General features: G+C 59.4%; 17 protein-coding genes and 7 pseudogenes. 10 read left to right on the top strand and 14 right to left on the bottom strand.

What is annotated here, in order from left to right; genetic code table 11:
* Positions 1-38: 38 nt before the first annotated feature.
* Positions 39-524 (bottom strand): annotated as a pseudogene (locus EI171_RS39565) (LrgB family protein); the annotation flags it as partial.
* On the bottom strand, positions 521-718 hold the full coding sequence (locus tag EI171_RS39560; protein WP_161536467.1) for a hypothetical protein: 198 nt from the start codon (positions 716-718) through the stop codon (positions 521-523). The pseudogene EI171_RS39565 and the gene EI171_RS39560, both read right to left, overlap by 4 nt.
* Before the next feature lie 477 nt (positions 719-1,195).
* Here EI171_RS39560 and EI171_RS39555 point away from each other — a divergent pair, with 477 nt between their 5' ends.
* The 3 genes from EI171_RS39555 to EI171_RS39545 all read left to right on the top strand — a co-directional run bounded on the left by EI171_RS39555 (position 1,196) and on the right by EI171_RS39545 (position 4,277).
* On the top strand, positions 1,196-1,468 hold the full coding sequence (locus EI171_RS39555; RefSeq protein ID WP_202633063.1) for a hypothetical protein: 273 nt from the start codon (positions 1,196-1,198) through the stop codon (positions 1,466-1,468).
* 446 nt (positions 1,469-1,914) lie between these two features.
* The gene (locus EI171_RS39550) at positions 1,915-2,640 is read left to right on the top strand and encodes a LuxR family transcriptional regulator (RefSeq protein WP_161537168.1); all 726 of its coding nucleotides are present in this window, start codon (positions 1,915-1,917) and stop codon (positions 2,638-2,640) included.
* A gap of 290 nt (positions 2,641-2,930) precedes the next feature.
* A complete protein-coding gene (locus EI171_RS39545; RefSeq protein WP_161536466.1) occupies positions 2,931-4,277 on the top strand; it encodes an IS5 family transposase in 1,347 nt (448 codons plus the stop codon).
* 257 nt (positions 4,278-4,534) lie between these two features.
* Here EI171_RS39545 and EI171_RS39540 read toward each other — a convergent pair whose 3' ends face one another.
* The 3 genes and pseudogenes from EI171_RS39540 to EI171_RS39530 form a co-directional block, all read right to left on the bottom strand.
* Positions 4,535-5,260, bottom strand: a complete 726-nt coding sequence (locus EI171_RS39540) for an outer membrane protein (protein WP_097669885.1) — start codon at positions 5,258-5,260, stop codon at positions 4,535-4,537.
* Between the two features lie 870 nt (positions 5,261-6,130).
* Complete coding sequence (locus EI171_RS39535) at positions 6,131-6,376, bottom strand: hypothetical protein (RefSeq protein ID WP_097668612.1); 246 nt, start codon at positions 6,374-6,376, stop codon at positions 6,131-6,133.
* Between the two features lie 556 nt (positions 6,377-6,932).
* A pseudogene (locus EI171_RS39530) lies at positions 6,933-7,808 on the bottom strand (IS3-like element ISBj3 family transposase); the annotation flags it as partial.
* Positions 7,809-8,035: 227 nt separating this feature from the next.
* Between EI171_RS39530 and EI171_RS39525 the strand changes: the two are divergent.
* Entirely contained in the window at positions 8,036-9,418 is a 1,383-nt protein-coding gene (locus tag EI171_RS39525) for an IS110 family transposase (RefSeq protein ID WP_161533276.1), read from the top strand.
* Between the two features lie 2 nt (positions 9,419-9,420).
* Here EI171_RS39525 and EI171_RS39520 read toward each other — a convergent pair.
* Positions 9,421-9,681, bottom strand: a pseudogene (locus EI171_RS39520) (transposase); the annotation flags it as partial.
* 62 nt (positions 9,682-9,743) lie between these two features.
* A pseudogene (locus EI171_RS46220) lies at positions 9,744-10,366 on the bottom strand (IS630 family transposase); the annotation flags it as partial.
* A gap of 153 nt (positions 10,367-10,519) precedes the next feature.
* Here EI171_RS46220 and EI171_RS46925 point away from each other — a divergent pair.
* From EI171_RS46925 to EI171_RS46210, 4 genes and pseudogenes are all read left to right on the top strand, one after another.
* Positions 10,520-10,792, top strand: a complete 273-nt coding sequence (locus tag EI171_RS46925) for a transposase (protein WP_371740344.1) — start codon at positions 10,520-10,522, stop codon at positions 10,790-10,792.
* An 89-nt stretch (positions 10,793-10,881) separates the two neighbouring features.
* Positions 10,882-11,136 (top strand): IS66 family insertion sequence element accessory protein TnpB, encoded by a 255-nt coding sequence (gene tnpB / locus EI171_RS39505; protein ID WP_202633234.1) that lies wholly within the window; start codon positions 10,882-10,884, stop codon positions 11,134-11,136.
* A gap of 309 nt (positions 11,137-11,445) precedes the next feature.
* Positions 11,446-11,580, top strand: a pseudogene (locus EI171_RS46215) (transposase); the annotation flags it as partial.
* Positions 11,581-11,593: 13 nt separating this feature from the next.
* Positions 11,594-11,806 (top strand): annotated as a pseudogene (locus tag EI171_RS46210) (transposase); the annotation flags it as partial.
* A 178-nt stretch (positions 11,807-11,984) separates the two neighbouring features.
* Here EI171_RS46210 and EI171_RS39495 read toward each other — a convergent pair.
* Entirely contained in the window at positions 11,985-12,719 is a 735-nt protein-coding gene (locus EI171_RS39495) for a hypothetical protein (RefSeq protein WP_161536463.1), read from the bottom strand.
* Positions 12,720-13,610: 891 nt separating this feature from the next.
* Complete coding sequence (locus tag EI171_RS39490) at positions 13,611-13,988, bottom strand: NolY (protein ID WP_097668512.1); 378 nt, start codon at positions 13,986-13,988, stop codon at positions 13,611-13,613.
* Positions 13,989-15,796: 1,808 nt separating this feature from the next.
* On the opposite strand from EI171_RS39490, the gene EI171_RS39485 reads away from it, so the two are divergent.
* On the top strand, positions 15,797-17,143 hold the full coding sequence (locus tag EI171_RS39485) for an IS5 family transposase (RefSeq protein WP_161532315.1): 1,347 nt from the start codon (positions 15,797-15,799) through the stop codon (positions 17,141-17,143).
* 389 nt (positions 17,144-17,532) lie between these two features.
* On the opposite strand, the gene EI171_RS39480 is transcribed toward EI171_RS39485, so the two are convergent.
* The 5 genes from EI171_RS39480 to EI171_RS39465 all read right to left on the bottom strand — a co-directional run bounded on the left by EI171_RS39480 (position 17,533) and on the right by EI171_RS39465 (position 21,441).
* Positions 17,533-18,564 carry an LLM class flavin-dependent oxidoreductase gene (locus EI171_RS39480; RefSeq protein WP_161536462.1) on the bottom strand — a complete coding sequence of 344 codons (1,032 nt, stop codon included), beginning with the start codon at positions 18,562-18,564 and terminating at the stop codon, positions 17,533-17,535.
* A 576-nt stretch (positions 18,565-19,140) separates the two neighbouring features.
* Entirely contained in the window at positions 19,141-19,716 is a 576-nt protein-coding gene (locus tag EI171_RS46205) for an ABC transporter (RefSeq protein WP_246740670.1), read from the bottom strand.
* Positions 19,617-20,066: an ABC transporter substrate-binding protein gene (locus EI171_RS46200; RefSeq protein ID WP_245448782.1), complete on the bottom strand. Its 450-nt coding sequence runs from the start codon at positions 20,064-20,066 to the stop codon at positions 19,617-19,619. Before EI171_RS46200 ends, EI171_RS46205 begins: the two co-directional genes overlap by 100 nt.
* Before the next feature lie 350 nt (positions 20,067-20,416).
* Entirely contained in the window at positions 20,417-21,130 is a 714-nt protein-coding gene (locus EI171_RS39470; RefSeq protein ID WP_179879918.1) for a MerR family transcriptional regulator, read from the bottom strand.
* A gap of 104 nt (positions 21,131-21,234) precedes the next feature.
* On the bottom strand, positions 21,235-21,441 hold the full coding sequence (locus EI171_RS39465) for a hypothetical protein (protein ID WP_246740387.1): 207 nt from the start codon (positions 21,439-21,441) through the stop codon (positions 21,235-21,237).
* 330 nt (positions 21,442-21,771) lie between these two features.
* Between EI171_RS39465 and EI171_RS39460 the strand changes: the two are divergent.
* Positions 21,772-23,039, top strand: a pseudogene (locus tag EI171_RS39460) (IS256 family transposase).
* The last annotated feature ends 125 nt before the right edge of the window (positions 23,040-23,164 follow it).

Genomic DNA, 23,164 nt, shown 5'->3' with positions numbered 1-23,164 from the left:
AGCCCGTCATAGCCTAGAGGCGGACTGCGAGACGCGGGCGCGGCGCCGCGAAGGCCGGGAGCCGACAGGAGCGCTTCGCTGATTCCCATTGCAACGCCGGCCGTGACGGACTTCGGTGCGAGGGACAGGATAATCTCCCGGGGGAGCCTCGCGGCTTCGGCAAGCAGAACGACCGATGTCACCGCTGTGATTGAGCCGACAACCAGGGCGGCTAACATCGGAACGATCGCCGCGGTAACAAGCTTGCGATTTTGATAGAGTGGCACGGCGAGCGCGACTGTCGCAGGCCCGAGCAGGAAATGTACAAACTGCGCGCCGGCGAAATAGGTTGTGTAGGAAGTGCCGGTCAGAAGCAAAAACAGGCTGATAATCCACATTGCATGCAGGACCGGGTTCGCAAGTGGATGGCGATGCGTTGCCAAGGATAGCGCATCCGTGATCGCATAGACCGGCAACGTGGCAGTCAGCCAGAGTAGCGGCGACTGTGAAAGATAGACCCAGAGCGAGTGGGGATTGTCGTTCAATTCGCCTCCGGCCGGCCGATCAGGCGGCTAACAAGCAGGAAGGTCAGCACGGTCACGAGCAAAGTGACGGTCACCGAGAAGATGAGCACTAGAATACTGATACAATTGAAGTAGATCTCATGGCCCCTATCGCTCTTGAGGAAACCGAATGCGCCCCCTGGATCGATCTGCACGACCGTACCTATGCCGTCCATCAGGCGCTCTTGGTCCTGCAGCTACTGCGCGCTTGATTGAAGCTGCCTCGCACACAATAGACGAGATCGGCGTACGCCTCATCCTGCTCGCCCGCCCCGCTCGACATTGACCCTCCCGCCAACTCGTGCCGCGGCTCGCGCAAATGGCGCTGTCGCCTTTCCTCCTTATGTCATGATTGCTTCAATGCACTTACTTTGCAACCAACCGTCCGCCTTTCAAGCCTTTGTCCCGACGGTTGATTTTCACGAAATCAACAGTTGGTATGACACTTGCTGTCCGACCCCCGGGGTCCTCCCTTCTGGAGATGCGCATGCAAAGTGTCCTCTACATCAAGCAGATCTCGCGACCGCGCGTATCTCCCATTGCGCCTTTGACGTGGCCATTTTCTGCCCCTTCGATTCATTTTCGCCGGACCTGCCGGACGGGCCCGCTGAGACGCCGGCCAATCATGCGAGGGGTCTGGCTTCGGCTGTTCCGTGTTGCTCATCGATCGCGTCACCGACGCCGTCATAGGGCGGAGGATCAGCCAACTGTTTGCGATGGCAATTCGCAAGATCGGGAAGAAAAATGACGCTCCTGTTGTCTTCGTCGGCAAGCAGAGAATGGATACCGACAACGCGCAGGTCGAGTCCGGGACCGCCAAGTGCATCGGCGTGCTCTACCTTACCTGTATCGCGGAGCTCAGTGCCCAGGATCTCCTCGTGCTCGGCCTTGAGACAATGCGAAGCGTCGTTCGGACAGGACCTTAGTTTCTCGCCATCCAATCTGAACAGAGCCGGGCCTGTAGCCGCTCGTGCTGCTTGGTTCGCCTCGCCAGCTGAGTCGCCAGGGCCCTCGGACTTTCTATCACTGCCAGACCATCAACATGGACGACGGCGCGGTGATCTCCGATTTGGCCAGTGCGTCATCTGCGAGCTGGACCGATCACTTCGCATGTACAACGGCGCTTCGATTGCGGCGTGCCGCTCGGACCAGGGATGGTGGCGGCATCTCGGCTGTTTGACGGGACGATCATGCCGGCGCAGCCAGCGGCAGGGCAATTCGGGAATGGCGTCTGACGCAGCGTGCGAGCGCTCAGACTTCACGAAGAACAAACCCAAGAGTTCAGGTCATGGAATGGAATTTAGCTCTGCCTGAAACAAGCGTAATCGAACACAGTGACAGCGAGCTTGATCGGCGTTCTGAGGCGCCCATCATGGATCTCTTTAGCTTCACCGAATGCGCGAACCAGACGCATTCGCTCAAACCGCTGTTCGAGCTCCTTGTAAGCTGTGCCACCGAGGAAGGGTTCAGCGAAGTCGCTTACGGCGCTCTCAACTTCGTCGAGCCACTTCGGCTGGCGGAGTGTCCACCTCCGACTGTGGCTGTGAAGTGGCCGCCAGACTGGTGCGACCGATACTTCAAACGCAAGTACCATACTATCGATCCGGTGGTCCGCCGGACGCCGATGCTTTCGCGGCCATTTTTGTGGGATCAACTCGCCGCCCACTATCAACTTCAACCGGACGAGAGACGCGTACTGGACGAGGCGAGAGAGGCGGGCCTGAAGCATGGTATGAGCGTGCCATTGTTCGGCCCGTTGGGTCGGGTATCTGTGGTGTCGTTTGCATCTGCATCCGATGATGCTGATCCTCAGGACCACATCGGTCATCTCAATGCGCTGGCCTGGAACTTTCACACTGCCTATAGCGAGATCGCTCGTCCCTCCAATAATGGTTGCGACCGAAAAGTGGCACTATCTCAGCGGGAGGTAAATTGCATGCGGTGGGTGGCGGAGGGGAAATCGTCATGGGAAATTGGAATGATCCTGGGAATCAGCGAGAATACAGTCAATTTTCATATCAAGAATGCGATGCGAAAACTGGGTGCGACCAGCCGGATTCAAGCGATCGTTATGGCTATTCGCCTCAATGTTCTTTGAATTCATCAGTCGAATGGAACGAGCACCAACTGCCAAATTTTTGCTTCCAGCTTCTGGCAACTTCAGCATGGCACTTTCGGCCAAATCGCAGATGCAACGCTCATCGAGATAAGCGATCTCAAGTTGTCCGTGAACAAGCCTCCAAGCACTTGATTGGGAGTCTGTTTTCCGGTTGCGACGGCATTTGAGATTGCAGGGGATTGAGGCTTCACAGCCCAAAACCCTGCAATTTCGATTTTGGATTTCCCTGCCGCTGCGAACCGTGATTCTGTGCTGCATCGGAGGCACCGATGCGACCAAAGAAGCACAGGACGACAGGCTCGAACGATCTGTTCCGGTCCCGGCTGGACCAGATCATCAACATGCGACACGAGCTGGTTCTGCTCGCCGGCAGGGTCGATTGGGACTGGATCGACGGCGAGATCGCGCCGCTCTACAGCGACAACGGCAGGCCGGGTATCGCGACCCGATTCATGATCGGATTGCTGCTGCTCAAGCACATCTACGGCCTGTCCGATGAGGGGGTGTGCGAGCGCTGGGTCCACGATCCGTACTTCCAGTTCTTCACAGGCGAAGAGTTTTTCCAGCACGTTTTCCCGCATGAGCGCTCAGACCTGAGCCACTGGCGCAAGCGGCTCGGCGACAAGCTGGAGCGGTTGTTGGCCGAGAGCCTTCGGGTGGCGCACGCGAGCGGTGCGTTGCGCAGCCAGGACCTCAAGCGGGTCACGGTCGACACGACCGTCCAACCGAAGGCCATCAGCTTTCCGACCGACGCCAAGCTGCTGCATGCAGCGATCCGCGGGTTGAACCGCCTGGCGAGGAAGCACGGGGTCAGGCTCCGGCAATCCTATATTCGCGTGGCCAAAAGCGCGGCAATGATGGCGGGCCGCTACGCTCATGCCAAACAATTCAACCGGCATCAGCGACAGCTGCGCCTTCTGCGCAGCCGGCTGGGCCGGATCATCCGCGACATTCGCCGCAAGACCGAGGGCCAGCCCGCACTGGAGGAGGCATTCGCCCTGCCGCTGAGCCGAGCCACCCAGATCCGCTCGCAGCAGCAGCGCCAGCGCGGCTTCAAGCTGTATTCCTTCCATGCTCCGGAGGTCGAGTGCATCGGCAAGGGCAAGGCCGCCGCGCCCTATGAGTTCGGCGTGAAGGCATCCATCGTCACCAACAACCAAAGAGCTCCCGGCGGCTTGTTCGTGCTCCACGCCTGCGCGCTGCCGGACAACCCCTACGACGGTCACACCCTTCGCGACGTCATCGAGCGCACCGAGAGCCTCACCGGCTGCCCGATCGAACGGGCCTATGTCGACAAGGGATATCGCGGCCACGACACACAAAATCCCCGCCGCGTCTTCATCTCGGGCCAGAAGCGCGGCGTCTTCGGCGTCATCAAGCGCGAGCTACGCCGCCGTTCCGCCATCGAGCCCATCATCGGACACATGAAGAACGAAGGTCACCTTGGCCGCTGCTATCTCAAAGGCCGCGCCGGAGATGCCGCTAACGTTCTCCTCTCGGCCGTTGGCCACAACCTCCGCCGTGTCCTGGCTTGGCTCAGAGACCTTTTGTCCCTCTTCCTGCTCTCACTCTGGCCAACGCTCAACTGTCCAGTTCAGCCCAATTCGGCTTATTAACGATCGACTCTCAAACCTCACGCTGCCTCAGGTTGTGGAGCCCCATAGTCGTCGACGACGTGTCGAATCGACTGACCTGGTCCGCCAGCGTTGGGGGCCAGGCGGCGTCGTTCCATCCAGCCGGTGATCCAGGCTTAGCCGAGCTCGGGCCTGGTGCTTCGGAAGTGCGGCAGGGATGCCCCGAGGGAGAGGAGCGTCTGAAGAAAGAGCCCCGACCATGGTCGGGGCCCCCGATTTACGCAATCGCGTGGAGATCACTATTTGGCAAACGCCGGGCCAAACTTGTAATTGAGCCGTGCCGTGATGAGATCGATGTCCTGGTGGACGCGATCGGCGCCAAGGGCCGGTGGGAAGCTTACGTTGCTGCGCTGCATGAACAAGTGGGTATACTCGACGCCAGCTGACCAGTCCGGCGTGAGGCTGACTTCGGCACCGGCGCCCAGCGCGCCACCCCAACGCACATCATTGTTTTTGGCAATCTCGGTGCCAGTAGCTACCGAGTTGACGTGATAGGTGTTGCTGGTCACCGCAGCACCGCCCTTGGCGTAAAGCAGCACAGCATTGAACGCGTAGCCGATATGGCCGGTGAGCAGACCGAACGCATCTGTCTTGGTGCCAATAGTATCTGTTGGGAAGGCGGTGCTGACATTGGAGCCGCTGAAGTCGGCCCAGTTGCCCTGGCCTTCGATGCCGTAGACCGTTTTGAAGATGTGCCAACGATAGCCAATCTGGCCGCCAATGGTGCCGCCAGTCGAATTATGGCAACCCTCGGGAGTGACGCCATTGAAATCCCAGCAATTGCGGCTCGTTCCCCAGCCGCCATTGACACCGATATAGGAGCCGGACCAATCGATAATCGGGACTGCGACCGGCAGCGGGGGCGCCTTGATCTTGACGGGCTGGCCGGCGAAGTCCGCGCCGAATGCGGGAGCGGCCGCACTGAGTGCGCCGATGCTTGCGGTCAGAATCAGAAAAGTCTTCATTCGAGTGTCGTTCCTTTCGATGCCCCCCGGCGCCGTGCGTTTAACAATATGATCGCGAATTGCTGTAACTGCGGCACAACATGTCTTCGAAAGAAATGGGGCCAATCGCACGCCGCGTCAGATTGTGAGCCGCGCAACTTGCCATGCACTGCCTTGACCGAAATGCTGCGGCCTGACAGTGGTCGCTTGGCGCAGGTCCTTCTTTGAATGCGATCCGTTCGTGATGGCCTGTGATGCGACAAAATGCTGCGAGGTGTTTGGCGAGGCCAGTAAAGTGGAATCTAGAGCAAGTCGGCGACGAGGCTGCACAGCCGCGCTATTATTATTCCCTGGCGCCAGGAAAGGCATACCGTTTTCTCTCCTGACCTTGGGCTCGGCACGAGCTTGCGCAACTTCAAGGAAGAGCCTCGTCAAGCGCAGCCGCATCGGCTTCTTGACGCCCCTCGATCGAAGTAGAGATTGAGGAACATCGTGCTACACTTGTAGTAGGTCCGGAGGTACAAGCGATCGAGGTCTGTGATCGACCATCACCGCATCGCTCATGAGCTTCCTGCCGGAAGGATGAGCCTCAGCGCCCGAGACGCGTCCTCGATCAGCGGTCATTTGCCGAACTCTCTGAACCGCGAACATGCACGGAACAGGTTGGCCCAGCCTGGCTTTGGCGCTAGCTAGTTAGCGACAGAAGGAGCGGGTCGCCAGAAAAGCTGCACAGCCAACAGTCGTCCCGAACGTGCTCGTCTCCAGCGGGGCAGAACATGAGTGGAGGAAGGTCAGCTGGACCACGCTCTGACCCGGTTGTTTTCCTGCCGCATAAGATTCCCAAGAGCCTTAACGAAGCCAAACCCACCTGGCAGTAGAGGTGCAAGCGCCTTATTGCTCGCTCGACGGCGCCAGTTCAGCCCGCAACTTGCGTATCGCCTCGTTTGCAAGATTCAAAGTATTCCGTTCGCCGTTCCTTATCGAACACTCAAGGAAAGTTCGCAGTCGGCTATGAAGGACCGTCTTGAGATTATGCGCCAGCAACGGATCCTTCTCGATGAAGCGCCAAGCTTTATCAAATGCGACGCTCACGATAGCATCTCGCACCTGCACTTGCTCGGATGAGAACTGATCCATCTCAACACTCCTCGATGTCCTGATACAAGGAAGTACCATGCAAAAAGCTAACCGAGGGTCCGTGGCTTGTCCCAGCAAGTAGGACATCAGGGCCGCAGCCCGCTTGCCTATCGAGCCGCTCTCGGCGCTTCAATGAAGTTTATAGATGTTTGTTGAAGTTCCGATGACCGTCGTATTGCCAGGCGCGATTCGAATAATTCAAAGGCGCTTTAAGCGAGCACGCGTTGTTACCGGTTGTCATGCCGCTTTTGGAATCATGTGGCGTGTTCCGAACGCTACTTGTTTTCTTTCTGCCATGCGCCCGCGGCCCGTCGTCCTGTTGTTCGACCCTGCGCATGGCCTCCTGCTCTCAGTGCGGTTTGCTCCAGGTGAGGCCCACTAGAGCGTTAGCCGGTCGGGTGGCAAATATCCTGCGGCAGCGAAGTAGTTTGAGAATTCTGCGGGCGTGTAAGTGTCGATGATGCGGTCGATAGCGTCCCAGAGACCGCACGACAGAGAGCTGGCCCCGGTTGTCTGAACAGCAATTCCGCGTCGATAAGTGGAGTTTCTGCCAGAGTTAGGCTGCCGCGCGGAACGGCAGCGGGCTGAAGTAAGCTTGATCGGGGGTGCCGCCGTCAAGGCTCGAGTGGGGACGCCGGCCATTGTAAAAGGCGAGGTATCGGCCGATCGAGGCGCGGGCGTCGGACACGGTGTCGTAGGCGCGCAGATAGACCTCTTCGTATTTGATGCTGCGCCACAGACGCTCGACGAACACGTTGTCGCGCCAGGCGCCCCGACCGTCCATGCTGATGGCGATGCCATGACTGGCGAGCACGCCGGTGAACGCGGCGCCCGTGAACTGCGAGCCTTGGTCGGTATTGAAGATGTCCGGCTTGCCATGGCGAGCGAGAGCGTCCTCCAGCGTCTCGACGCAGAATGCGGCTTCCATAGTGATCGAGACGCGCCACGACAGCACCCGGCGGCTGAACCAGTCCAGCACCACCGCGAGATAGACGAAGCCGCGCGCCATCGGGATGTAGGTGATGTCCATCGCCCAGACCTGGTTCGGGCGTGTGATCTCCATCCCGCGCAGCAGATACGGATAGATCTTGTGCCCGGGTTCGGGCTTGGTGGTACGCGGCCGGCGATAGAGCGCCTCTATCCCCATCCGCCGCATCAGCGTTTTGACATGCCGGCGGCCGATCTTGCACCCCTCGGCAGCCAGCAGGTCTCGCAACATTCGCGAACCGGCGAAAGGAAACTCCAGGTGCAGCCGGTCAAGCCGCTGCATGATCGCGAGGTCGGCGGGCGACACCGGACGTGGTAGATAATAGATACTGCCACGGCTGATCTTCAAAACTTCCGCCTGTTTGGTGATCGGCAGGTCGTGCTCACGGTCGATCATCGCTTTGCGCTCAGCAGGCCGGCTTTGCTGAGCGCGCCTTCTAAAAAACTATGCGCGACGCTGCGCGCCCCCTGTGGGATAGAAACGGGCAACCGCTAGACTGCGGCCGGAAGGGAGCGGCCGATACGATTTTGGTGGCACGTGACCCCGTCAAAAAACCTGGTCCATGGGCTGTTGCGCACTTGAGAGTGGTGACGCCATCTCGGCGATCCCGTTTAGGAATTTGAATGAATTGCGCAGCCCAGCCCTTCCGCCGGAGTCAGGAGGAACTACAGATGAATCCCAAAAGATCGAAGTCGAAGGACGGCGGTAAGATGCCGATGGTGCACCCGAACGCGGCTGCCATCGACGTTGGCGCCACCATGCATATGGCGGCCGTTAGGGCAGATCGCGCACCGGAGCCAGTCCACAGTTTCGGTACCTTCACGGCCGATCTGCATCGGCTGGTCGACTGGTTTACGGAATGCGGCGTCGAGACCGTCGTCATGGAATCGACCAGCGTCTACTGGATTCCAATTTTCGAGCTTCTCGATGCCCGGGGATTTACGGTGTTTCTTGTCAACGCGCGGGATGCCAAGCACGTGCCGGGGCGTAAGACCGATGTCAGCGATGCGCAATGGCTGCAGCGGCTCCATTCATTCGGGTTGCTGCGGGCCAGCTTTCAGCCCAAAGGGCAGATTGCCGAGCTGCGAGCCTACGTGCGTCAGCGCGAGCGTCTGCTGGAGTACGCGGCCTCACACATCCAGCATATGCAGAAGGCCTTGACGGAGATGAATCTTCAGCTCCACCACGTCGTCGCCGACATCACCGGCGCGACCGGCCTGCGTATCATACGCGCGATCCTTGCCGGCGAGCGCGATCCCGAGGCGCTGGCGTGCTTGCGCCATTACAGTTGCCACTCCAGTGCCGAGACGATTGCGAAGGCGCTCACCGGGAGCTACCGCGCCGAGCATCTGTTTGCGCTCGAGCAGGCACTTGCGCTTTACGACACCTACCACGAGAAGGCATCTGCCTGCGACGCCCGGATCGAAGCCGTGTTGAAGGAACTGAGCAACCATCGCGGTCGTGGTCATGGACCAGCACCGCCGGCCTCGCTGCGTCGGAATCGAACCGATCAGGCGAACGCTCTAGCTTTCGACGTCCGCGAGGCGCTATTCGCGTTGCTGGGAAAAGACATCACCACGATCGACGGCCTCGGTCCTTACCTCTCGCTGAAGCTGATCGCTGAATGCGGTGACGACCTCTCCTCGTGGCCAAGTGCAAAGCATTTTACCTCCTGGCTAGGACTGGCGCCGAGCAACAAGGTCTCCGGCGGCAAAAGGCTCTCGTCCCGAACGCGCCGATCCGGCGGCCGGGCGGCGGCGCTTCTGCGCCTTGCTGCCGTCACCGTCGGACGCACCAATACTGCGCTCGGCGCCTTTTACAGGCGACTTTCATCGCGCATCGGTAAGGCCAAGGCAGTGACCGCCACGGCCCGCAAGATCGCAGTTCTGTTCTACAATGCTGTGCGATACGGAATGGACTATGTCGATCCCGGGGCCTCGTCCTACGAGACGCGCTACCGGACGCGAGTGGTCAACAATTTGCATCGGCGTGCCAAGGCATTCGGCTTCGTTCTCCAGCCCTTGGAGCCGAACGTCGGCGATGCTGTTTCTTAGGAATCGTTCTCAAGCGTCAGCTCCCCGATCTTGGCGTGCAGCGTTTTCACGTCTACCGCGGACTCGCTCGTTCTGTTGCCACCGCCAGGACCAAACACCTCGGCCGCCGCCTCCTGAAGCTGGGACTTCCACTGCGTGATCTGGTTCGGGTGCACGTCGAAATGCTCAGCCAGCTGGGCCAGCGTCATCTCGCCCTTGATCGCCGCTAACGCCACCTTGGCCTTGAATGCCGGTGCGTGTTGCCGGCGGGCTCGTCTGCTCATCGTCTCTCCTGATTCGCGGGACAATCTTGTCCGCCGTCAGGCAGAAACTCCACTTACCGCCCTGTCCAGATTTCCGGAGCCAGCTCTACAGTGCATTCGGCAGCCTTTCTCAGATTTGCTTTGAGCTTTGCGAAGGCGTTCTCTAGAGTTGAACGGGGCTGTAGAGCGGAAGATAAAGGAGCGTTGCGCCGGCAGCCTCGATCATCTCGCGGACACGCGGCCCTTTGTGGCTAGAGAGGTTGTCCATGATCACGATGGCATCGGTTGGAAGCTCGGGGACGAGCACCTTTTCGACATAGGTCTCGATGGCATCGCGGTTGATGGGACCATCGAGCACCCAAGGTGCGATGATGCCGCGTGTGGTTAGAGCGGCTACGCAGGTAGTTGTTCTCCAATGGCCGTGAGGAACGCTGGCCCGCAGCCGTTCGCCGCGCTGGCAACGGCTATGTGTTCGCGCCATGTTGGTCGATGCCCAGGTCTCATCAGCCGGTTCCGATTGAGCTTGTCCTGGCTCTCACGCCAGGCCTCGCGCCGCGTCAAGACATCCGGGCGATCCCGCTCTGTGGCATGGGCGATTTTTTTTACGCGCGATCTCGTGGCGCTCGAAGAAGCGGCGGATCGTGCCATAACCAAGGGATAGGCCTTGTTTGCTCAAGCTATCGCGCAATTCCTCGATGGTGATATCGGGCGTGGCCTACAGCAGAGGTAAGCGCGAAGCCGATACCCTGGCTTCAGAGTAGAACGAATGTGCGAAGAAGCCTCCCACTTGGAACGGAGGTTTGGATGGGATTGAACAGCAAAAAAGGACGTCCATTTGGACGGCTCGTCGGCAAGGTCGGTGAGCCGGCTGGCGGTTCTTGAAGGGCCCTCGGGACGTCGCGTGCGTTCCGATGCTGAGCGAGCTCGGACCGCCGCCGAGAGTCTGTTACCGGGTGCCCAGGTGTCCGAGGTGGCACGCAAGCACGGAGCGACGCGCTGGCAGATCTACGATTGGCGACGCGGTTTCGACAGCGGGGCATGTTGCGGCCGTGCGAGGCATTGCAGTCGACATTCGCACCGCTGGTCGTGGAAAGCGCGTTGGAGGAGCGTCACGTTCCGGCGATCAGCTTGAGATCGAGATCGGCGATGTCGTGCTGCCGACGGATACGGCCAATGATGCCAAGCAGCTGTCTCGGTGATCCGCGCAGTGCGAGCGTCACGATGATCGCGGCCGGTGCCGATCTGAAGATTTACATCGCGACGCGGCCGATCGACTTCCGCTGTGGCCACGATGGGCTTGCGGCGAAGGTTCAGGAGATGCTTCGTCTCGACCCATTCAGTGGCGCAGCCTTCGTGTTCCGATCAAAACGAGCGGGCCGGATCAAGATTTTGGTCTGGGACCAAACGGGCCTGGTGTTGGTGAACAAACGCCTTGAAGGTTGCAATTCGCTTGGCCAGCGATCGCGGACGGCGTGATGCGCATGTCGCCGGCGATGTTCGCGGCCTTATTCGAGGGTCTGGATTGGAGGTTGGTCCGCCCGGAGGAAACACGACGCCAGCAAGCGGCGGGATGACTGCGACAGAATGACTCGGAAACTATTTTGAACGTGGCATGCGCGGCGACGATGTGCTCGAAATAGCGCATGAGCATCGCGGCGCTGCGCGATGAAAACGAACGCCTGAAGGCGCTTTTGGCGCAAACGCAGGCGGCCTTGAGCGAGCATCAGGGGGGCACTGGCGGCGTCGGAGGAGGCCCGGCGTCGGCTGGAGGTCATCCTCGGCGAATTGCGACGCGAAAAGTTCGGTTCGAAGTCCGAGAAGCTGCGGCCAGATCAGTACCATTTGCCGCTCGAAGACGTGGAGATCGCGCAAGGCATCCTGGACGCGGCGCAGGAAAGAGCCGAGACGGTCATCCAGGGCCGATCGCAGAGCGATCCTGATCAAGGTTCTCATCGCAATCGCGGCTGCTTGCCTGCCCATTCCGCGAGTGGAACGGATCATCGAACCTGCGAGCACGCTCTGCTCGCCGATAACATCCGCTACGCTCAATCATTGGCGGGGACTGACCCGCTTCCTCGACGACGGTCGTCTCGAGCTCGACACCAATCCGGTCGAAAACGCCATCCGGCCGATCTGCTTGTGCCGGGCATGAGGTCGGAATCGAAGACCTCATGCCGTGGCGATTCGGCAAAGCGTCAAGCTGCGTCCATAGGGTGACGACGCCGTCCGAAAGGACGTCGCCAAATGCTCCTGCCGTCGACGACGTCCCGAAGGTCTGCTGGCAGCACGGCTATGCCCGTGCCGCGGGCTGGGCTATGGCATACCTATTCGGTGGGCGCGTCGCCGTGCGGCTGTCCAGGCCAAGCGCCTGCGTTCAGCGACGGTTTGACACTAACAAGCCCATCTTGTCGCAATTCGGCCGTGTGGGGCATACCCAGCATGGTGAAAGTTGTGGTCGGGGAGGTATTGGTAGGCAAGAGTCCGGCCCTGCTTAATATGTTGATCTGCGCATCCGAGGCCGTATGGGGCAAGAAGACCCAGAGGTCGGCTATAAAACGTTCGTTTTCTGGAATGAAATCTGTGAGTTCCAACAGCGCAGCCCCGGCGGACGAGGACGGCCCGGCTCGCGACGGCCCGGCTTGCGATGGTCCAGCCTGCGATGGGCCGGCTTCCACATGCTGCCAAATCAGCTCAGGATCGAACTCGGGGAGTTCCGCGATGGCTTGAGCAATCGGCTGCTGCGAGCCGGGTTGCGGAGAGCTTTCCCTGTCGGCCACCAATGGCCCGGGGGAGGGCGCAGCCGGCGCATATAGATCATCGTCCCAATCCAACAGTGATGGATCGGGATGCCCCGACTCCAAGTATTGCGAATAGGGATGCCCGGCGTCCAGATATGGCGAGTAGGCTTCGCCCTGCTGCACGGGAGACCCCGCAGCACGTGGCGGAGCACTACCTTCGAACTCGCTCAGCAGGTGCTCAAAGCCCGCTGGGTCCGCGGGCGGTGATGGTGAATCGGGCTGCGGGCTCGTGTTCGTTGGGCTGATTGAGTTGAAATCCATTCTGTTCCTCCTTTAAAAGGTCGGCTCGAGCCCTAGTTCGACGGAGGCCATTTGCATTGCGACCTCCAGAGAAGCGTTTCGAAGGCTCGTGTGGAGTGCAGCCTCCGAGCTGCCGGCAAAATGGCGCCAGCCACGCTTGCCGTTATTCCGAGCATCGGGTGCTCCATTACGATGGATAGGCGGCATCGCCGTCGTCTAGACATCCGCTCTCCCATGCTAAGAGAGTGAGCTTTCGAGAAGCTGACGAGCGTCAAAAGGATTGGCAATGAGCCAATGGAGACGGCATTGACCTCCGCCGAAAGCTGCCGCGCAATCTCAATTTCATCTCTGACCTGGCGCAGGCTCGCGCACGATGCTGTCTTGACGCGGCGCGTCTGAAGAATAGGGGGCTTCCGGTCGTCCATCGCGAATGACCGTGGGTAAGCGCGAAGCCGATACCAGCAGAGTCAGGATCGTCGTCTGATGGGCATCGATCAGATCTTGTTCCCGCTCGCGCATTCGTCTGGCCGGACGGGAGGCCGGCGGGCATGGCGAAGCCGCTGTCGATGGATCTTCGCGAACGTGTACTGACCTGTATTGCAGGGGGCATTTCTGGCCGGCAGGCTGCCGACGCGTGAGCCTTATAAGACACCATAGCTATCAGGTGCTCGAGGAACAGCAAGGTCTAGCTGGATCGAATGTAGCTGTGGCATCTCCGGCGCGAGGTGGTTTAATAGGGGCGCCTGCTTTCGAACATGGTAGCGAGCAGTTGCGGTATGGAAAGCCAGCGGAAGCGGCGCGCTTACGGGACGGTGAGCCCAGAAACCCCGAGCCGTCGATCCCTGATGCGTACGGCCGTAGCACGACTTTCAGCCCAGCGATAAACGTTTCGAGAAAAAGCCAAATGAAATCTCAGCCCGCTGCTGCACGTGACAGAATTAGTTTGGCGATCTTCAATTGGTTGGCGGGAGTTCGCAGCACTGCCGGTAATGCCGCCACTGCCTGATCGAGAAGACGTCCCAAAACCTGAAGGTCTTCGGGGTCGTAAACGCCACGGTCTCGCGACAGTCGCGCTGTTCGCCGGTCGCCAGCGCGGCCAGCGGTTCTCGTGTCGCCGGGCTGGCCGAGCTCCAGTTCCGCCGTAATCATTTGGTTTGTGAGTGCGTTAAGCAGTCGGATCGCTTCGAGCTCGTTGCCTTCTTCGCTTATGAGGGCAGCCACGATGTCGAGTTGAAGGTCGATGCGATTCTCGAGGTCCTGTATGCGTGAATTGGAGGGGTCAAGTTCCACGGTGTTGCTCCAGAGTAGTTAAATGCAGGGCAGGCTGGGTAACGGTTGTGTCGTGCTTCCCCGTTCGCGAGACGGCAGACGCGACGCTAGAATGAATGGCTGCTGCACCAGGCATGGTGCGCACGCACGGTCGCCGAGGAGAGAGGGTGGCAGGCATGTGCCGCTGGATCGCAAAGCCGGAATCGAGGGTATAGAGCGCTGCGAACAGCGTTGTAGATGACCCGTCATTTGATTGGACTGTCGAGCCGGTCGAGCGCGTCGGGCAATGGCAGTGACTCCAACCAGCTGGGACGCCGCTGATGACGGCAAGTCGAGAAGCGGCTGCCCAAACTGCTGCGGGATTTCTTGCCGCGAGGCATAGCGATCGAGACGTAACCAGAGGGCTCGCGAGCCGGAGTGCCATACAGAGCGCTTGGCGCTGGACGAAGCTGTTGCTGAAGATGCGCCGTTAGCTGGCCCAAAACCGGACTTCTCATCATGCCAGACATTGATGGCCCAGCCCATGCCAGGCAACCCAGAACCAACATCCGCTACATACGACTGAAGTTTGTCTCCGCGATCGTTGACTGGAGATGCCTGGCATGCTGAGCGTGCGGACGGGCTCCTGGAAGCTGTGCGCGCTGAGATCCAAGACCGGCAGATCGCGCACGTCCACCACTCGGTCCGATGGTGATGCAAGGATTGCTGACAAGGCATAACCGCGTCTTGATATGTTCCAAGAGCGGCGGCGCGTAGAATGAGATAGGGGGACGTCAGTCTGTAGGAAGCGGGTGTGGGCGCCGCCCACCGACGAAAGCTGAGCACGCGAGCAGAGTGAGAATCCACGATCACACGACGTACGGGGGCGGACAGTAAGATCGCGAGGCTGGTCTCATCACACGGATCGACATCAGTGCCTCGTCCTGGCCGGAGGATATGTGTCTTGCACTTAAGGTAGTTAGATAGCTGACTGTACTGCTTTGCTTGGAGGCCGCGACAGCGGCGGATTGTCGACGCTGCCCGCCTGGTCAGGGCAACAAGTCCAGCCCGCACCGGTGTAGAGGGCAGTTCGCCTGCCCGAGTTCTATGCAGCGCACGCATTTACCCGGCCAAACAGTGTGCGTGAGAGCCGATCTTTTTGGAGGCCTTTAGTATGATGGCAAAGGGGGAGGCGACAACGCGATCGATTGCGCGCCAGACGTTGCGATTGGCCATCCGCGCATTTCAAAGATTGAGCGGTGTCGTTGGGGATGTAGCCACGAGAAGCTTGAATTGGCCTGCGACTATGCTGAAAACAAAAAGGATCCATTGTCACACGACATTCGTGAAATGTGCTTTCCGGAAACCGGCGATCGACTTATGGGTATTTGGCTGAAATCTGTAAAATTGAAAGTGTCGATGGGATGCATCCAGTTCGTGGATGGCGAACGCGAGTAATCTCATCGCCTACATCGAAAGCGCGTTAGTTAGATTTTTTCCGCCGTCTTGTTCAGTGAGCTTAAGGGCTTTCAGGCAAGCCTGCTGATTCGTTGATGACCGGCCACTTCAGTATGACGTGTACCGGGCTACCCTCAACCATGAGCGCCTGTGGCTTCCCATCTGAGAAGTTGGCAGGCCAATCGAGCGTCAGGTTCCATCTGCTGTCTGCCGGTACCTGCATAGTTGTCCGTGAACAAGCCTCCAAGCACTTGATTGGGAGTCTGTTTTCCGGTTGCGACGGCATTTGAGATTGCAGGGGATTGAGGCTTCACAGCCCAAAACCCTGCAATTTCGATTTTGGATTTCCCTGCCGCTGCGAACCGTGATTCTGTGCTGCATCGGAGGCACCGATGCGACCAAAGAAGCACAGGACGACAGGCTCGAACGATCTGTTCCGGTCCCGGCTGGACCAGATCATCAACATGCGACACGAGCTGGTTCTGCTCGCCGGCAGGGTCGATTGGAACTGGATCGACGGCGAGATCGCGCCGCTCTACAGCGACAACGGCAGGCCGGGTATCGCGACCCGATTCATGATCGGATTGCTGCTGCTCAAGCACATCTACGGCCTGTCCGATGAGGGGGTGTGCGAGCGCTGGGTCCACGATCCGTACTTCCAGTTCTTCACAGGCGAAGAGTTTTTCCAGCACGTTTTCCCGCATGAGCGCTCAGACCTGAGCCACTGGCGCAAGCGGCTCGGCGACAAGCTGGAGCGGTTGTTGGCCGAGAGCCTTCGGGTGGCGCACGCGAGCGGTGCGTTGCGCAGCCAGGACCTCAAGCGGGTCACGGTCGACACGACCGTCCAACCGAAGGCCATCAGCTTTCCGACCGACGCCAAGCTGCTGCATGCAGCGATCCGCGGGTTGAACCGCCTGGCGAGGAAGCACGGGGTCAGGCTCCGGCAATCCTATATTCGCGTGGCCAAAAGCGCGGCAATGATGGCGGGCCGCTACGCTCATGCCAAACAATTCAACCGGCATCAGCGACAGCTGCGCCTTCTGCGCAGCCGGCTGGGCCGGATCATCCGCGACATTCGCCGCAAGACCGAGGGCCAGCCCGCACTGGAGGAGGCATTCGCCCTGCCGCTGAGCCGAGCCACCCAGATCCGCTCGCAGCAGCAGCGCCAGCGCGGCTTCAAGCTGTATTCCTTCCATGCTCCGGAGGTCGAGTGCATCGGCAAGGGCAAGGCCGCCGCGCCCTATGAGTTCGGCGTGAAGGCATCCATCGTCACCAACAACCAAAGAGCTCCCGGCGGCTTGTTCGTGCTCCACGCCTGCGCGCTGCCGGACAACCCCTACGACGGTCACACCCTTCGCGACGTCATCGAGCGCACCGAGAGCCTCACCGGCTGCCCGATCGAACGGGCCTATGTCGACAAGGGATATCGCGGCCACGACACACAAAATCCCCGCCGAGTCTTCATCTCGGGCCAGAAGCGCGGCGTCTTCGGCGTCATCAAGCGCGAGCTACGCCGCCGTTCCGCCATCGAGCCCATCATCGGACACATGAAGAACGAAGGTCACCTTGGCCGCTGCTATCTCAAAGGCCGCGCCGGAGATGCCGCTAACGTTCTCCTCTCGGCCGTTGGCCACAACCTCCGCCGTGTCCTGGCTTGGCTCAGAGACCTTTTGTCCCTCTTCCTGCTCTCACTCTGGCCAACGCTCAACTGTCCAGTTCAGCCCAATTCGGCTTATTAACGATCGACTGCATACCGCCGGTTGGCGCATATAGGTTGACAGTCCCCTTTATGCGACCGCATTGCTCGATGTAGGTGCCCCTATGCGAAGGTTTCCAACGTCCATCGCGACAATCTTGCCGTTGCCGACGTAGACGGCACCGCCGCCAGTTCCGCCCATGCCGACAAAGTTCATTGCGCAAAGCGCGCTCACAATGAAGAATTCCCTTCGAAAGCAGAGTTTCAGTGTCGAAAAGCTCAGTCAGAAAAATTGACCGCTTGATCGCTGCCATTGAGGCTGATGATCGCCTGTGCGGTAGGGCAAACGACAACCAAAATGGCAATCAGCGTTCGGATAGAACCTCAGTGCGTCGGTCTACTTGCCAAGTATATGATTCCCCAATCTAGACACTATCCGCCAAAGCTATCGAGAATTTCAGCTTTGATTGCCGTTGCGGTGTACAGGGAAATCTCCAGCGGAAGGTTTCCGAATGCAAGCTGGCAAAGCAAGTAGTTGGCACCTGCCTCTTCCATCTGGTTAAGAAGGAGCTGTCGGACGGAAGCTGGCGTTCCGACGACGCACAATTCGCTCTCAAGTGCTGCATCGAAGGTCAGCGGAAGGGCGGGCGGTGTCGGAATGGCATTCAGCTCGTAAAGAAACTTGAAGCTCTCCAGCCATCGTCGATACGCAGTTTCGGCCGCCGCATGAGCGTCCTGGTCAGACTGCGCAATCACGACCATGCGGGCCAGCCCGAGAAATGGCTCGCGGCCGTGTGGGGTTGTACTGTGGGCTCGATGGGCGCGGTAGGCATCCGTAACGTTCCGGACAACACAGGCGCGGCCTACGCACGCCAGATTGACGCCATTTGCAGCGGCCCACTGCGCCGACTCGGCCCGATTGCTCGCGATCCAGGTCGGCGGATATGGACGTTGATGAGGCCTCAAGGTTAAGGGTACTTCGCTGAGCTCAAAGTGGTGTCCCTGATAAGATAGCGTATGTCCCTTCAGCGCAATATTCAGGATTTCGCTGGCTTCAGTATAACGGCCTGGTGCGGCTTCTGCACTAATGCCGAAATAGCCACATTCAATCGGCTGGGAGCCGCGGCCGATCCCGAGCTCGAGCCTGCCGCCGCTCAATTGGTCAAGCATGCAGATCTCTTCGAATGCGCGCAATGGATGATAAAGGTTGAGCAACAGGACGAGCGGACCGAACCGCAATCGCCGGGTACGCTGCGCGACGCTTGACAGAAACAGGTTCGGCGAGGGCCCTCTGCCATGAGGTGTGCAGTGGTGTTCGGCGAGGTGATAAGCGTAGAAGCCGAGAGAATCGCAGACCTCCGCCAGCTTGAGACGATCTTCATATTGTCGTGCGGCATCTCGGCCGTCGTCATCCAAATGGTCGAAAATTCCGCACGTTAGTCTTGAAGGAAAGCCACTCTTCACTCGATCAATCTCCGATTATGGGATAGTTGGCGAGTCCTGGTTGCTTCATGCTCTCGCTCAAAAAGGTCTCGCTCGTCATTTGGCCGCTTAGTTCGTTCTCTTTGGGTGCGTGGATCTGTGCTGGCACGATGTGATTGGGGCACGAGAATGCGCAGATGACGGTCCGGCCCTTGCTTTGATAGAAGTTGGCTAAGCGCCTCCACACCGAGCATGTGCTCGACCGGAAGCATCGGTACCTTCGCGTTCTCCTCTTCCTGGGCCTTCACCGCCTGGCCGCAGAAACGCCCATGGCGCCAAACCTGGCACAATTGAAGATCGCTTAAGAGGTCCCGTGCCTGCGAGCCAGATCAGCTCGGCACGGCTACTATTTGTCTATCATCGGCCGTAGCGTCTCCTTCAGGTCGACATCGGGTAGCTGTGCGAGCGCTCCAACGAACGCGAAAAACGCTCCAAAAGCTGCAAGTATAAGAGAGGTTGCGAGTATCGCTGCTCCAACGTCCTGAGGGCGTCTCGTCATTCGTGTCACTTTGGGCTTGGGAAGGCGGCGTTGATGCCAATCAGTTCTGCTCGACAGTTTCAACATGGCCGTGGCGCCAGCGGTAAACGAGAAAACCAGGAGCCGCATTGTCTTCTTTTGTACCGAACCAGACCGGGCCAATCACGGTATCGATCGGCCGTGAACGAAGTGCACTGGCGACGCGCGCAGCATTGAAGGAGCGCCTCTGCCCATGCTTGCACGGCTGCATAGGCGTAAAGCGTGTAGCCTTCGGACAGGTTGGAAGCTTTGAGTCGGGCTACCACGCCGAGTGCATTGGCATTCCTGGCGGGGGCTGGCATGAAGGTAAACAATGTTCTATTTCCAGCCCTGCTGGTAATGACCCAGAATTCAGAGGTCATCAACGGATCGCTCGCCATGACGATGAGTCCGCTCCTGCTTCTGATGCCTGGCGTACAAACAATCCAATTTCGGTACGATAGCCGCCGATATAGGCGACGCGCACCCGATCCTTCTTCATTCTTAAGACCAAACGCCCTGTAATCCTTTTCACCGGCTACATAGCTTTGCCGAATGACTTGTTCTCCGAATCTCTTGAGCTGTGCCTCAACCACGTCGGCGATGCCCTTGCCCGCGGTGCTCTTGTCGTCGAACACTGCGATCTTGTCGTTAGGGTAGTTCCGGTGAATGTACTCAGCGGCAACGGTGCCCTGTTGGTCGTCGCGGCCGCAGATCCGAAAGACAGAAGGCCGCGTTCTGTTAGCTGAGGATTTGACGAGCCAGGGGACACCTGCAGGATGGCTGCTTCGGCGGAGGCCGGGATCGACGAAGAGGAACAAAAATGGCCAACGACCAACCGGACTCGCTCTGTTGTGAGCTTATTCGTGACTGCGGCAGCTTGCTTCGGGGCGTAGGCATCGTCGGCGACACTCAATATCACCCTGCTATCGGGAATTAGGCCCGAAGCGTTCAATGCCTCCAACGCCGCAGCCGCACCATCGCGCATTTGCGCGCCGAACGCATCGCTGCTTCCGCTCATTGGGCCAGCCACGGCAATACTGACCTCGGAACCGAGCACAGCGGAGGCGAGGGCGCAGAAGAGAAGCGCTGCAGGCGCAGCAGAAGCGTTACGCCCATTTAACATTGTAGAGCTCCCAATGTTCACCTGAAGTGAACCGCCAGCAGCTGTGATCAGACGTGCCGGCAAGTCGAGGTTGCCTGCCAAGCGAAGCGTGCGTTAGGTCGGCCGGATTGCAACCACGGTAGAGCCTACAATTTGACGTTACGTGCGGTTCAAGCCCCCTTTTGAAGGGAGTCACCGATCGGCAATTCTATGCGGAGCTGACCATGAGGACGTCAATACGGCTGATCCTCCAACCCGCCAAGGGCGAGATCGAGATATTGCATGAGGCTGGGATCCCAACCAGCCAGACTGCGGGGGGCGCTTAATCGTGCAAGTACCTTCAGGACCATCGAAACGCGTGAATCCGCGCCGGCGATTTCGCTGATCAGCAGGCGTGCTGCAACTGCGACAGCCTTTGCCCGCTCGCCGCAAGGGTGCTCGCCCCGATCCATACAATCACGCAGGTCGTCGCGGATCCGCCGCCACCGCTCCTCGCGATCTGCAGCTAACTTGCAGGTGCATCGGGATGTCTGACTACGCGTCTCGACCCGCGACATGGCATTCAGGGTGGCAGGCAGCTCATCCACACTTACCTGGATCTCACTGTCGATGGTCATGTTGCGCAAACGATCTCGCAACAGAGTAGTTCGAGCGACTTGAAGTTCTATCCGCTCTAGATGTTTGCGCAGCAGGTCGGTGAGTGAGGTCGTGCCCTCCATAGCTTTACGGATCTCGATAAGGGAGAAGCCAAGCTCACGTAGCGCCCGAATCTGGTGAACCCGTTGCACGCTTTCGCGGTCGTACATTCGGTGACCGCCGTCAGTACGCTCTGAGGCTGCTAGGAGGCCCGTGTGTTCATAATGATGCAGCGCGCGCACCGTTACTCCGGTCGCCTCTGCAAGTTCGCCAATGCGCCATCGACGCCTTCGTGGTGTAGCTTTGCTCATGTTGTTCATTTCAAAGCCTACAACCTGACGTCACGTATGATTCAAGCTATTTCAAAGCTCTAACTGGATCGTCTTCCATTCCAGCGCGAGAGTGGTGACTATCCTCAGAATGGCGGGGGATCAACCCTGAGCGGAAAAATGGTGATCAACAAGTTCGTCAGGCATGCCAGTTGAGCCTCGCCAGCCGCTGTACGCTCCAGGATGAGTTTGGCGATTGCCGTGCGATTCTCCGGATTTCGCATGTGGCGGTAACGCGGTGGCCGCGCCATCATAAGGGCTTCCCAGACGGAAAGCTCTTCCGGATCGAACACCCTGCTGCATTGCTCCAACGTTCAGCCCTTGTTTGTCATTGCGTCAGGGCAGCGCACGTCGTCAAGACGTTTGGCCGCGGTAGGGCCAAAAGAAGTCAGACCGGCGGCGCAGAGCGACGAAGATGCGATGTACTCCAGGGTGATGCGACAGGGCAACACACGTGCGCGATGCTTGCTTCGAGAGCGTAAGAGGTCGTGGTCATATACATGAGAGATGACCACCACGCTCACTGGAGCTATGGCGGAATCTGGGTGATGACGGTGTGAGGAAGGCGGCGTATCGAGGCGGGTGACGAGCCTGCCAGAACCTCTCGAGGAGAGCGATACGCCATGACCGAGACTACCAATGTTCTTGCTTTCCGTCAGCCGTCCGCGGTTGATGATCCACTGACCGATATCGTTCGTGCCGGCGCGCGGGACCTGCTTGCCAGGGCGATCGAGATCGAGGTTGGCGCGTTTCTGGCCAGCACGGCCAATCTGACGCTGCCCGACGGTCGAGCGCGCCTGGTCCGACATGGGCACGGTCCGGTGCGCGAGATTGCGACCGGCATCGGTCCGGTGGAGGTCGCTCGTCCCAAGGTCCGCGACCGCGGAGCGAGCGGGCCAGGCGACCGCCTCCGCTTCAGTTCGGCAATCCTGCCGCTATGGGCGCGGCGGACGAAGAGCCTGGATGCCTTGATCCCGGTCCTCTATTTGCGCGGCATCTCGACCGGCGACTTCCAGGAGGCGCTCTCGGCGCTGCTCGGCAAGGATGCGCCGAACCTGTCGCCTTCGGTGATCGCCGGCCTGAAGGCCGATTGGCAGGTCGAGTACGAACGCTGGCAGAGACGCGATCTGTCGGCGCGTCGCTATGTCTACATCTGGGCCGATGGCGTGTACCTGCAGGCCCGCATGGAAGATCACAGCGAATGCATGCTGGTGCTGATTGGCACCACGCCGGAAGGCAAGAAGGAGCTGATCGGCTTCCAGGTCGGCGTGCGCGAGAGCGCGCAGAGCTGGCGCGAACTCCTGATCGACCTGCGGCAACGCGGGTTACGGATTGCCCCGCAACTCGCCATCGGCGACGGCGCCCTCGGCTTCTGGAAGGCACTGGACGAGGCCTTTCCCGGCACGCGGCACCAACGATGCTGGTGCCATAAAGTGAGCAACGTACTCGACAAGGTCGCCAAATCCGTGCAGGGCCCATGAAGAACGACCTGCGGAACATCTATCTGGCCCCACACCGGGCCGAAGCTGAAACCGCGATCGACGTCTTCGTCGAGAAATACCACGTCAAATACGGACGTGCGGTGGAGTGCCTGATCAAGGATCGCCATGCGCTGCTCGCCTTCTTCGACTTCCCTGCTGAGCACTGGATCCACCTACGCAGCTCGAACCCGATCGAGAGCGTCTTCGCCACGGTGCGCCACCGAACGGTGCGGACCAAGGGATCGCTGTCGCAACAAACTGCGAAGCTGATGGTGTTCAAGCTCATCGACGCCGCATCGAAGACCTGGCGGCGATTGAAGAGCACGAACCAGTTGCCGAAAGTCATCGCCGGTGTAAAGTTCATCGACGGAATCGAAGTCATTCCGAACACTGAAAGCCACGCCGCCTGATCAGGCCGCGTCACCCAAAATCAGCCATAGCTCCGCTCACTGTGCGCGTGGTACAGCTCCGAAGAAGCGGAATCGTCTCCGCTCATTGGGAGCCGCTACTCATTCGGAGACTTGACGACGACAGC

Source organism: Bradyrhizobium sp. LCT2 (genome assembly GCF_009931255.1).
GTDB classification, from domain to species: domain Bacteria; phylum Pseudomonadota; class Alphaproteobacteria; order Rhizobiales; family Xanthobacteraceae; genus Bradyrhizobium; species Bradyrhizobium diazoefficiens.
Note: the sequence above shows the minus strand (reverse complement) of the source record. Positions and strands in the feature narration are given on the sequence as shown.